This is a genomic window from Pseudotamlana agarivorans (assembly GCF_018860245.1).
Lineage (GTDB): Bacteria > Bacteroidota > Bacteroidia > Flavobacteriales > Flavobacteriaceae > Pseudotamlana > Pseudotamlana agarivorans_A.
Window position 1 is genome coordinate 206,699 of the sequence record NZ_JAHKPD010000013.1, and the last position, 13,109, is coordinate 219,807.

Annotated in this window: 7 protein-coding genes; all 7 read left to right on the top strand. The window is 36.7% G+C overall.

Features of this window, described 5'->3' with window-relative positions:
• Positions 1-75 precede the first annotated feature (75 nt).
• The 7 genes from KO493_RS09520 (at position 76) to KO493_RS09550 (ending at position 12,908) form a co-directional block, all read left to right on the top strand.
• Complete coding sequence (locus KO493_RS09520; RefSeq protein WP_216067726.1) at positions 76-3,225, top strand: SusC/RagA family TonB-linked outer membrane protein; 3,150 nt, start codon at positions 76-78, stop codon at positions 3,223-3,225.
• 24 nt (positions 3,226-3,249) lie between these two features.
• Positions 3,250-4,899, top strand: coding sequence for a RagB/SusD family nutrient uptake outer membrane protein (locus KO493_RS09525; protein WP_216067727.1), 1,650 nt, complete (start codon positions 3,250-3,252; stop codon positions 4,897-4,899).
• Between the two features lie 127 nt (positions 4,900-5,026).
• Positions 5,027-6,154 (top strand): putative glycoside hydrolase, encoded by a 1,128-nt coding sequence (locus KO493_RS09530; protein ID WP_216067728.1) that lies wholly within the window; start codon positions 5,027-5,029, stop codon positions 6,152-6,154.
• A gap of 44 nt (positions 6,155-6,198) precedes the next feature.
• Positions 6,199-7,656, top strand: a complete 1,458-nt coding sequence (locus KO493_RS09535) for a glycoside hydrolase family 28 protein (protein WP_216067729.1) — start codon at positions 6,199-6,201, stop codon at positions 7,654-7,656.
• A 6-nt stretch (positions 7,657-7,662) separates the two neighbouring features.
• Positions 7,663-9,003: an alpha-L-fucosidase gene (locus KO493_RS09540; RefSeq protein WP_216067730.1), complete on the top strand. Its 1,341-nt coding sequence runs from the start codon at positions 7,663-7,665 to the stop codon at positions 9,001-9,003.
• Positions 9,004-9,029: 26 nt separating this feature from the next.
• Positions 9,030-10,490, top strand: a complete 1,461-nt coding sequence (locus KO493_RS09545; protein WP_216067731.1) for a glycoside hydrolase family 28 protein — start codon at positions 9,030-9,032, stop codon at positions 10,488-10,490.
• A gap of 321 nt (positions 10,491-10,811) precedes the next feature.
• Complete coding sequence (locus KO493_RS09550) at positions 10,812-12,908, top strand: heparinase II/III domain-containing protein (protein WP_216067732.1); 2,097 nt, start codon at positions 10,812-10,814, stop codon at positions 12,906-12,908.
• Positions 12,909-13,109: the final 201 nt, after the last annotated feature.

Below are 13,109 nucleotides of genomic sequence, written 5' to 3' on the forward strand. Positions count from 1 at the left end.
ACGTAGGCGAGCAGTTTTATTATCTGTAAATATTTAACAAAAAAAATAACTAACCACAAACTAAACGATAATACCATGAAAAAAATTTTAAGCATTTTTTTAGTTATGGCATCACTATCTCTTTTTGCACAACAGAAGGAGGTTACGGGTAAAGTAACTAATAAAGACGGGGTTCCTATGCCAGGAGCTTCAGTAATTGTAAAAGGAAGTAAAAGAGGTGCGATGACCGATTTTGATGGAGAATATTCCATATCGGCCCAAACTGGAGAGGTGCTTTCGTACTCCTACATTGGAATGGAAGATAAAGAAGTAACGGTGGGTGCCGCTTCTGTTATAAATGTTGCTTTAAATGATTCTAATGAAGAATTAGAAGAAATTGTTGTTGTGGGTTATGGGACTGTTAAGAAAAGTGATTTAACAGGGTCGGTGTCTCAAGTTAAAGGAGAGGAATTAACAAAAATTGGCGCTATTAGTTTCGATCAAGCCTTGGCTGGGCGAGCTGCAGGTGTAGTTGTACAACAAAGCTCTGGACAACCAGGTGGTGGCGCGAATGTTAGAATTAGAGGGATTAGTTCATTAAGTGGAAGTGATCCTTTATATGTAATTGACGGTGTACCATTGGAGAATAACTCATCATCAGGGTTGGGTGATCAAGATCAGGCAAGTGCATCATTAAGCCCTTTGTCAATGATTAATCCTGAAGATATTGAATCTATAGAAATTCTTAAAGATGCTTCCTCAACAGCCATTTATGGTTCTCGTGGTGCTAATGGTGTTGTTTTAATTACAACAAAACAAGGGAAAATAGGAAAAGGTGTAATAACCATCCAAACCGATTATGGGCTTACTGAGGTGCCTAGCTATATTGATGTTTTAGATTCTAACAACTTTGTTAGGTTACAAATGGAAGCCAAGGTAAATGGAGGTGGTACTCTTGAGCCTGAAAATATTACACAACTAGATTCAGCAAGGGCAGGATTGTTACCAACAACAAAGTGGCAGGAAAGTGTTTTAGGTTTAGGAACAAGGTCTAATACTAATTTAAGTTTTAGTGGTGGTACTGAAGCTATGAATTACCTTATTTCATCTAATTTATTTGATTCTGAAGGTGTTATTCCTGAAACTAATTTTAATCGTGTTTCAACTAGGATCAATCTTAATGCTAAAGTTAAAGAAAAATTGAAGGTTGGTGTTAATGTAAATTATGCACATATAACTTCCGATCAAAGAGCTGTCAATACAGGTGTTAATGAACTTAAAGGGGCGTCAAACGCTATTCGTAGAGCCCTTAGGGCTGCTCCTACTAATGGATTGGATGCCGATGATGAAGATTTAGACCCTAATACATTTACACCATTAACTGCTTTAGAGGCTAATAATTATGAGAATGTGTTAACGCAGATACAGGGAAATGTGTATTTAGAATATGATATTATAGATGGGTTGAAATTTAGAACGCAATTGGGCTATCAGAATAGAAATACGACACAGCGATACTATCAGCTAAATACTTTAGGTTTTGGCCTTGAAGGCGGAACCGCAAGAACAGGAGACGGCCGACACCTATCAACGTCAATGACAAATACATTAAATTTTAACAAAAAATATGGTAAACTACATGCCTTTAATGCAGTTTTAGGTCAATCGTTAGAGTCTTATGAGTCAGAAACGGTACGTGTATCTAATTACGGGTTTGCCAATGATTTACTTACCTATTATACACCAGGGCTTGCAACATTTTATGATCCAGATATCGTACAGTATACGAATAATAAGTTAGCCTCTTTCTTTGGAAGGGTTAATTATACACTTAATAGAAAGTATTTATTTACTGTTACTGGTCGTTACGATGGCGCTTCAAAATTTGCATCAAATAAAAAATGGGCATTTTTCCCAGCAGCTGCTTTTGGGTATAAACTTTCTGAGGAAAATTTCATGAAAGATTCCAATGTCATATCTAATATGAAGCTACGTGTTAGTTACGGTACTTCTGGTAACCAAGCTATTCAACCTTATCAATCATTAGATCAATATGGTAGCGGGATACTTCCTTTTGGAGAACAACCAACAGCCGTATACTACCAACAGCAATTGCCTAACCCGGATTTAACTTGGGAAACGACAACACAATTTGATGTAGGTTTAGATTATGGGTTGTTACATAATAAAATTTCGGGAAGTTTTGAATATTACGAAAAATTAACTGATGATTTATTATTTTCTGGAAATAGAATACCAGTTCAATCAGGTTTTGAAAATTACACTAAAAACTTCGGAACCTTATTAACCAAAGGTTTTGAAGCAAGTATAACGGCTAATATTGTTGCTACTGAAGATTTTTCATGGACACTAAATGCTAATTTTAGTACGGGTAAAACAACAATTCAAGACATGGCATCTAATTATGTGTTTAGCGGATGGGATCCGGGGTATATTTCTGGAGGTTCACAACGCTTAATAATTGGAGAAGAAGTAGGAACATTTTGGGGGTATAAAACACAAAATATTGCTCAGTTTGATGATTTTGTTGAATTTCAAGGACTTACTGAAGAAGAACGTGTTAATAAATATAAAGCCAATCCTGCTGCAACCTATACTTTTGTTAATGGATTTAAAGGAGGAGTTCCTGAAAATGGTACTCAGAATCGTCCAGGAGAACAACTTTATGAGGATATAAATGATGATGGGGAACTTTCAGAAGATGATAGACAAATTATTGGTCAGGCACAACCAGATTATATGTTTGGTATAAATAATTCATTTACAATTGGAAACATAGACATTAGTATTTTTATCGATTCTCAATTAAATAAAGATGTTGCAAATATTCCTAATCTAGAGCTATTATCGTTTAATGGAAGTCAGTCAATTACCGATGCTATTGGCAGATGGACACCAGAAAACCAAAATAATGAATGGCCAAGAATGGATGCATCCAATGATAGAAGAGCTCCTTTTAGTGATATGGTTATTGAAGATGGTTCATTTGTTCGTATTCAAAACCTAACAATAGGTTATAGTTTACCTAATACGGTGCTTGAAAAGATAAAATTCAAGGGTTTCAGAGTGTATGTGTCAGGATCTAATTTAGCAGTGTGGACTAAATATACTGGGCTAGGTCCAGATGTGTCTTTAGCGGGGTCCAATGCAACATCTATGGGGCATGACAATGCGGCTTATCCTGTAGGAAGAGTAATTACTTTGGGTGCTAATATAAAATTCTAAACAACTAACTAAAAAAACATTAAAATGAATATAAAATTTAAAATAGGCGTATTAGCGATTATAGGAATGATGTCTTCCTGTGAAGATTATCTTGTTGAAGAACCACCAATTTTTATTTCTGCGAGTAATTATTGGCAAACTGAAGGAGATGCTAGAACTGCTGTTGACGGGGCTTATGAGCAACTACACTCACAACATAATAGATGGTGGGCTTGTGTAGATGCATATACTGATGATCAAGTAAATCGGTCTGATGACGATTTTGGTAGCCACACGGTGTCCTCTACAACCGATATGTGGGAACGTTTTGATATTTATAGAGACTGGTGGAGAGGTATTGGTAGAGCCAATAATGTCATTGAGAATGTCCCTTCTATAGATATGGATAATGATGAGAAAAATGCCATATTAGGGGAGGCAAGAGCTTTAAGAGCCCTTTATTATTTTCACCTAGTGAAGAATTGGGGAGATCAACCGCTTATGGATTCGGCTGTAAAAGTTGAAGCCGATTTTAAAAAACAAAGGGTAGATACAGATATTATTTACGATGATATTATCATACCAGATTTAAAATTTGCCGAAGAATTTTGTAAAGACCAATTGCATGATGGGCATATCACAAAGTGGTCTGCAAAAATTATTTTAGCAGATGTTTACTTAACCAGAGCGGGTTGGAGAATGACCTCGAAAGGTGATAAGGTACAAGGAGATCCAGTTAATTGGGAATTAGCAAAAGAAAAAGCTAAGGATATTATTGATAATTCACCACACGCATTAAATACAGTAGGAAAAGTTGATGGTAAAATTGTTACGCCTGCATATGGCATGTCATGGGATCTTGATAATCCGTTTACGCCAGAGTCTATGTTAGAAATTTCTTATTACCCGGTACTGGGATTAGGGAATTGGATGAGTCGTGAAAGTAATCCTCATGCTTTTGGGGTAGGATACTGGGGTGGTGCTAATGATACACCATTAATTTCTGAGGGTATTACTCAAACTGTAAGACAAATGGATTTCCCAGGAAATCCTCCTGGTGTGGGGCGATATATTCCAACTCCAGATTTTTATGATGCTTTCGAGCCTGGAGATGAAAGACGCGATTATAGTATCTTGACACGTTTCGATACTAATGATGGCGGTACTTATTTATGTCAGCCTACTTTTAGAAAGTATATCGATATTTCTTACTATGTTGGTGAGGAAGGAACAAGCTTTCAGTATACGAACTCAAACATTATTCTTTATCGTTATGCAGATGCTCTTTTAATATATGCTGAAGCTCAAAATGAAGCAGATGGTAGTCCAAATGGAGATGCTTATAATGCTATTAATGAGATTAGAAACAGAGCAGGTTTAGCGAACTTAACACCTGGTTTAGCACAGTCCGATTTTAGAGATGCTGTATTACAAGAAAGAAGGGTAGAGCTTAATGCCGAGTTTAAACGTAAAAGTGATTTAAGAAGAACAAATAGATTGGCTTCTGCAACTGCCAATATAAATCTGGATTGGAGTCCAGCCCAAGGAGCCGCAGGTGATTATAGAAGAGTAGGTGCATTATATTATGCTAACCGTTATCCTTATCCTGATCATGAATGGATATGGCCTATTCCAGAATCTGAAATGCAATTAAATTCAGAGAATAACTGGTACCAAAACGCTGGTTATAAGTAGAACTTGAATACTATAAAGGGCATCGAAAGGGGTGCCCTTTTAACTTATTTTTTGTTTAGTTTTTTGTCGTATACCAAACGCTAGCGGGTATGATTCCAATAAATTTTTAAAACAAAAGCTTGAGATAATGAAAATGTTATTTGCTTTCTTATGTTTTTTTATATGTTCGATAGCTTTTTCTCAGCATAATAATTATCCAGATTTTAGTTGGGATAAAGTCCCAGTTGCTTTTCATTTTGGAAAACGAGGACGTTTACTTACCAAAAAGGAGGCGAAATTTGTTGCTTCAAAATCAAATTTCATATGCCTTGAAAAAGCGCATGCTAATGTTCAATTTCAACATACAGAAGATGCCATAGAACATGAGGCTAAACAGCTAAAAAAGTATAATCCCAATATGAAAGTTATTTTTTATTGGAACACCTTTTTAGACTATCCCATGTTTAAAGCACATGATGAGTATCAAAAACATCCAGAATGGTGGTTGAAAACCACGACAGGTGCGTTGGATTTAAAAAACGCAAATATTAAAAGATACGATTTATCAAATCCTGAAGTAAGGGATTGGTGGACCGAAGTTGCAAAAAAAGCTGTTGTTAATGGTAGCTGTGACGGTGTATTTATGGATGCCTTCGCACAAGTTAAAGCAGCAAGGAATAAAAAAATATGGGGTATTGATAAATACAATGCCGTTCAACAAGGGCTTCATGATATTATCATAGAAACCAGAGAAAAACTAGGGGCAGATAAGCTAATAGTGTATAATGGTATTCGATCGACACCTCAATACCAATTAGGTAATGCCTATCAAAATGAAACAGATGCAGTTATGATTGAGCATTTCGGGCATTTTAACAGCACTACAAAAGAGAGCATGTTAAAGGATATCCAGGAAATGGTAAAATCAGGTAAAGCAGGTAGTATCGTTGTTTTTAAAGGTTGGCCAGGTTTCGATTGGTTAGATAAAGAAATCATGGCAAAGCCCTTAAAAGTAAAGCAAAAAATAGCACGTGAAAATATCACGTTCCCTTTAGCGTCTTTTTTAGTAGGCGCCCAAAACAATTGTTATTTCATATATAATTGGGGGTATAGAATGGAAATGGGCTGCCTTGATTGGTATCCAGAGTTTGAAAAACCTTTAGGGAAGCCATTAAACGCTATGAAAATTAATGGTTGGGAACTCACAAGAAATTATGAATATGCTTCGGTTTGGGTAAACCTAGAAACAAAAGAAGCTAAAATTAATTGGAAATAAGGATATTAAAATTCATTTGAATTTTACGAAAAAAAAATATATTGATGAAAAAATGGTTGTTTACTTTTGTTTATTGTGTTGTAATTTCAGGCAGTTGTTTACATGCAATAACGCCAAAAACACCCCTAGATATTACCAATAGGCTATTTAATGTAAAAGACTTTGGTGCTATTGGAGACAGTTTAGCCATGAATACTAAACCAGTTCAAGCTGCAATTGATGCTTGTTCGAGTAGTGGTGGTGGGACTGTTTGGGTACCGGCTGGAAATTTCATTATTGGAACCATACAATTAAAAAGTAATGTAACCCTTTCTCTTGATTATGGCGCCTCACTTTTGGGCAGCCAAAATATTAAAGATTACGCTACCAATATCACCAAACCAAGAGAAGGCAATGTAGAGTGTTTGATATTTGCTGAAAATGCTACAAACATAACTATAGAAGGCTTAGGTGTTATTGATGGAAGAGGCACACACATAGCGTTTCCTCGTGGACCTGCTAGGGGGAAAAGAAACCCACGCCCACGCCTTATTCGTATGGAAAATTGCAATCAATTGAATTTCGTTGGGGTCACATTTCGAAGGCCTGCATTCTGGGGAATTCATCTTATTGATTGTAAGAATGTGCATTTCAATGGTATAACGGTGCAGTTTAGAAATAATAATTATAATAATGATGGCCTTGATCTTGATGGTTGTCAAAATGTACGTATAGAAAACTGTGATATTGATGCTGGAGATGACGGCATTTGTTTGAAAAGCTCCCTAAATCCGTGTAGAAATTTTACGATTCAAAATTGTCGCGTGTCAAGTAACACAGCGGCACTTAAATTTGGATCGTCATCTCAAGGTGGTTTTATAGACATCAATATGCGTAATTGTTATTTCTACAATTGTCCAATGGGTGGTATTAAACTTCAGTTGGTCGATGGGGGACAATTGGAAAATATCACGATTTCAAGAATTGTTATGGAAGATGTTGGAAACCCCATTTTCTTGCGCTTAGGAAATAGAGCACATCGTTTTAACAAGGATGGTAATAATGAAATCGCTACGGTAGGTACGCTTAAAAATGTTCACATAAGTGATGTAGTTGCTAAAGTTACTGCTGAGTCTCCTGAGGATGAGGCAAAAGCCGTTTATAAAAAAAGAGATTTAACCAAACAAAATCAAAACCCAGACGAGTTAGCTAAAAAACAAAAAACAAGAACAGGACCAATAATGATTACAGGAATTCCTGGACATCATATTGAGAATGTCACTTTAGAAAATATAGAAATTTCATTCCCTGGTGGTGGAACAGAGCAGGATCGTGCCAACCAAGTTTCCGAAGACGAAAAAAGATACCCAGAGCAGTTTTACTTTGGTGTCCTACCAGCATGGGGCGCATATGTACGTCATGCGAAAAATATAGAATTTAAAAATGTAAAATTGACTACCAGATCAGAGGATAAACGTGAGATGATTATTCTTGATGATGTGGAAGGTTTTGTTAATCAATAGAAATATATGAGTAAATTAAGAATTGCTATACTGCTTTGTTTTTCATTTGTACTTTGTTTTAAGTCCTTCTCTCAAGGGCATCAGGAGGCAACTAAAGGGAAGTTGGTAAACAATCCAGAACGCGATATAGAATTTATGGACTGGGGCTTGGGTATGTTTGTACACTGGTCTCTAGATTCACAGCTTGGTTCTGTAATTAGTCATTCTATGGTGGGGGCTTCAGATACCTATTTACAACGTTATATTAATGAAGTCCCTAAAACGTTTAATCCAGAACAATACGATCCAAATAAGTGGATGGAAATCGCAAAATTAGCGGGAGTAAAATACATGGTATTTACAACGAAACACCATAGCGGATTTAGCATGTGGGATACGAAGACTACCAACTTCAATATAATGAACACGCCTTACGGAAAAGATATCGTAAAGGAGTATGTGGAGGCTTGTAGAAAATACGACATTAAGGTAGGGTTCTACTTTTCTCCAGAAGATTTTATATTCCTTCATAATTTTGGAGAAACTGTTCGTCGTGTCGGGACTTCAGGAAAAGAAAAGGCGAGTCTGATGGCTTATAACAAAAAGCAGTTAGATGAACTTTTTAGTAATTATGGCGACATTGATGTGGTGTTTTTTGATGGAGGAGAAAAGGAAAAACTAACTCAATATGTGCACACATTACAACCAAATTGCTTAGTAACCCGAGGGGAAATGGCTACACCAGAGCAAAGGTTGCCAAAAGAACCAATTCCTGGACCGTGGGAGTCTTGTTTTACTTTAGGCACGCAGTGGCAATATAAACCTACTAATGAAGATTATAAATCAGGCACAACATTAATAAACATGTTAATAGAAACCCGTGCCAAGGGAGGTAACTTATTAATTAATGTAGGGCCAGATCCAACTGGAGTGATTCCTTTTGAACAAGAACGTGTTTTTCGTGAACTTGGATTATGGATGTTTGTTAATGATGAATCCATCCATGATATTCGTCCTTGCCCAATTATTGGTGAAAAAGGAGTTTACTACACACAATCCAAAGACGCTAAGTCTGTATATGTTTTTTTTACAGAATTTTCGGGAAAAAACCGTTGGAAATATGGCGAACGTAAAGAGATTGTTTTAAATGAATTGAGAGCAACGAAGCAAACAGTAATTTCGGTTTTAGGTCATAATGGTAAAGTACTTGAATACCAAAAAGACGTAAATCCAGAGCCTACATTTAAGCAAAAAACAGAAGGCTTGTTCCTTTCTGTAATGCGTGCACAACGATTATACAACGACAGAAAATGGCCTAATACAGTCGTTGTGAAGTTGGACCATGTAGAGTTTGTAAATAAATCGTAAACGGTTTTAAAATAAATTTGACATATATGAAAAACATATTAGTTGCAATTTTTGGTCTATTTTTTAGTAGTATCAGTTTCGCGCAAATGCCTTTCTATGCCACGAATATCAATTTTAATGATAATGTGATCGATGTTAGAAGCAAGGGTGCAGTAGGTGATAGCATCACTTTAGATACTAAAGCCTTTCAAAAGGCCATAGATGCTTGTACGAATTCTGGAGGTGGTGTTGTTCGGGTTCCTGCTGGGAAATACCATATCGGCACCATTATTTTAAAAAACAATGTCACTTTATCATTAGACTTTGGTGCGCATTTATTAGGTAGTCAGAATTTCGATGATTACCGCCATGACCTTAAAGTTGCAAGAGAAGAGGCCAATTCAATGTGTTTAATTTATGCCGAAGATGCTTCCAATATTACTATTGAAGGACTTGGTGTTATTGACGGAAGAGGCACTCCAGAAGCATTCCCCAAATGGGGAGAAGGTAAAGGGAAAAGTAGAAAGCGTTTGCCAAGACCAAGATTGGTACGGTTTGAAAATTGTAATCAGGTGAAATTGTCTGGGGTTACTTTTAAACGTCCAGCATTTTGGGGCGTTCATATTGTTGACGGTACAAATATTCATATTGATGGTATTACCATACGTTTTGCGGGAAATAACGTTAATAATGATGGATTAGACATCGATGGCTGTCAAAACGTACGTATTGAAAACTGCGACATAGAGTCTGGAGATGATGGTATTTGCCTAAAAAGCTCTCTAAATCCTTGTCGTAATTATGTTATTCGAAACAATATTGTAAAAAGTCATACTTCTCCACTTAAGTTTGGTACGTCTTCAGCTGGTGGTTTTATAGATATCGATGTTTCTAATAATTATTTTTATGATTGCCCAATGGGAGGCATCAAACTAGAATTAGTAGATGGCGGTAAAATGGAAAATATTAATATTTCAAGAATCACCATGAAAAATGTGGGTAGTCCACTATTCATACGATTGGGAAATAGAGGTAGAATTTATGAAAATTTCACCGAGCAAATTCAAGATGCCGATGCGAAGCCAGAGGGCGCACCAATAGGTTCTGTTAAAAATATTAGAATAACCGATTTGGTAGCAGAGGTAGTGATTCCTCCGGTTCAAGCAGGGCATTCAAGCAACCCCAATGGATATACAGATAGACAGCGGGCACAGGCAGGACCTATAATGATAGCCGGGATTCCTGGTCATTACATTGAAAATGTGGTTCTGGAAAATATCGAGATTTCATATCCAGGTTTAGGCACCAAGGAGGATGCGAAAAGAGTTGTGGCTGAAGATGTAGCACGTTATCCAGAACAATATTTTTTTGGAATACTTCCATCTTGGGGCGCTTATATTCGACATGCAAAAAATGTGACATTCAAAAATGTGAAAATGACCACGCGTGAAGCTGATAAAAGAGAAATGATTATAGTAGATGATGTAGACAATTTTATTAATCAATAATATAAAATTGGCAGTAACACCATCACAGTAAGATGAGCGAATGCGATGAATAACAAGAATTAACAGGTTGCTTTTGAAGGTGAATATGTTCAGTATAATTAATAAATATAGATTTCTTAATGAATCTTTTATAAAAATTTTTAGTTAGTTTAGTCTGGAACACTGTCAAGGTCTTACCTCCTTGGCAGTGTTTTTTTTTAGGTTGTTAAAACCATTAAAGTATACTATAGATTTTTGAAACGTTTATCAACCTCACGCCATAACATGAATGATTAATGGCCTGTTGGAATTATTAACCTTATATAAATCTATAATCATGTCATGAATAAAAGGAATAAATTTTCGAGTTTGTCGTTCGAGCTAGTTACCATTTGGCTTCTTTTTACTGGATGCTGTTGGGGGCAAATGAATCATCAGATTTCTCCAACGGAAATTGGACAAGCACTAGGTGAAAACCTTAAACACCCTTACTTGTATTTCTCCTCGAAATCGGTTTCCATACTGCAAGATCGTGTTACAAATAACCCAAAATATAGCACAGTCTATGATGAACTTCTAGCCGAAACTAATTTTTATTTACACATGCCAGTTGAAAAAAACGCACCGATTCCAGATAAGAATCCGCGTTATACCGGCAACTGGGATTATCATAAATACATTGATAACAACCGCAAGCGCGCTGTAAAGTTAGCTTTCCTTTATCAAATGACAGGGGAAGCAAAATATGCTGAAAAGGCTTTCGAATTTGCAGAAGTTGTTTGTGATGTTCCAAATTGGGAAGATCGAGCCCATATGTTTCCAACTATTTATAGTCGAGTGATGCCTTGGAATGTACCAGATGATCAAGTTGTTTTTAATTTCGACCTTTATGCTGCACATACGGCTCACGGATTAGCCATGGTTTATGATTGGATTTATAACTGGATGAATGTGCGGCAACGCGATCGTATTCGAGGGGCTTTACTAGAAAAAGCCATTCTTCGCGTTCGTGGTAATTGGGATTTCCTTTGGTGGGCATCGGCAGAACGGTGTAACTGGCTTACACATTGTGCCAGTGGTGTTGGAATGGCTTCATTAGCATTACTTACAGAAGACCCACAACTCACAGATGTGATTTCAGAATCCTACAACCGCATTTGGAGGGCCTATGACAATATTGGGCAAGACGGTGGCTGGCAGGAAGGCACAGGCTATGCTTTTAATAATATTGAATGGGCGATATTGTACGGGGAACCGCTTAAACGGCTAACCAATAATAAATATTCTTTACTGGATCACCCCCGTATTCAAAAGGAAGGAGTAAGTTTTTTTCTTTGGAGCTTATTACCACCAGATCAAAAAGTTAACTTTGGGGATACCAGTAACCGGATCACGCGCAATAGTGCCATATTTAATGCATTGGCCGACCAAACGAAATCACCAGAAGCTGCTTGGTACGCTAATAAAATAAACAATCTTTCTAAACATAATTTCTGGGACATTATTTTTCCAGAAACTACTGTTAAACCTGTTCAACCTGTAATAAAGTCAAGACATTTTCGAAGTATTGATTATGTAGTTATGAGGTCCAGTTTTACCGATTTAGAGACGGTGACTCTAGTTACCAAGGCTGGACGACATACCGATCCGCATCACGGGCATTTAGACTGCGGCGATTGGGGTGTACATTGGAGAGGAGAAAGTTATATTAGAGGCATAGGGAATATCCCGTATGATGAAAAGTCATTTGATGATGCAAGGTGGACCTACCCACAGGCAGGAAGCCAAGGCCAGAATGTGATTTTCGTTAACGGAGAGGAACAAATTCCAGGCAAATGGAGGGGGGAACCCATGGATGAAGGCATAGGTGGTGATGTGCTAGAATATAATTACAGTGATACTCGCGAATATGTGTTGATGGATGGTACCAATGCCTACCCCAAGAAAGAGCTTAAATTATGGCGCAGGCATTTAATTCTCGATAAACCTTTGGTAAGTGTTGTGCTTGATGAAATTGAATGTGCTAAAGGGGCATTGATAGAGAACCGAATTCACCCCATTGGAGCTATAGAAATATCCGATGATCATGACTTCCTATTACTTAAAGGAGAGAAAGGCATGATGGCACTAATTATAATTACAAACGACACTTTTAATTATGTACAGGGCAACCATGCTTATTTACCACTTCAGAAATCGGCAAAGTTAAACAAGATCCCTTATGTGGATGCCGAATTAATTACCTCAGGAGAAAAAACGACGATGCTTACAATCGTTGTTCCAGTTGAAACTCCACTAGAAGCTAAAGCCATTTCGCAATCTGTGACGCGAAAAATTGGTAAAGATGGCGCTTTAAATTTTTCTTTTTTGGTCAAAAACAAAAATCATAATTATCATTTTAAAAGCACCTCCCTTGGTCTGGTATTAAATACAAATTAAGAATGTAGTTCATTTTCTTTTTATAAAATCGCATATTCTAATAACGACTTGTAACTCATTTTTCTTGAAATAATCTGGTTAAAAACAGTCTTTTTTATAGTGTTTATAATTTATTTATGGTCCTAATCAATAGGTTTTAGATGGATTTGTTTGTTTATCGTGTTGATTTACAGTTGTTTGGTTAGGGTGTCGAGAATAAGC

Coding starts and splice junctions, on each gene's coding strand:
- KO493_RS09520 (WP_216067726.1), top strand. CDS start 76: ATGAAAAAAATTTTAAGCATTTTTTTAGTTATGGCATCACTATCTCTT.
- KO493_RS09525 (WP_216067727.1), top strand. CDS start 3,250: ATGAATATAAAATTTAAAATAGGCGTATTAGCGATTATAGGAATGATG.
- KO493_RS09545 (WP_216067731.1), top strand. CDS start 9,030: ATGAAAAACATATTAGTTGCAATTTTTGGTCTATTTTTTAGTAGTATC.
- KO493_RS09535 (WP_216067729.1), top strand. CDS start 6,199: ATGAAAAAATGGTTGTTTACTTTTGTTTATTGTGTTGTAATTTCAGGC.
- KO493_RS09550 (WP_216067732.1), top strand. CDS start 10,812: ATGAATAAAAGGAATAAATTTTCGAGTTTGTCGTTCGAGCTAGTTACC.
- KO493_RS09540 (WP_216067730.1), top strand. CDS start 7,663: ATGAGTAAATTAAGAATTGCTATACTGCTTTGTTTTTCATTTGTACTT.
- KO493_RS09530 (WP_216067728.1), top strand. CDS start 5,027: ATGAAAATGTTATTTGCTTTCTTATGTTTTTTTATATGTTCGATAGCT.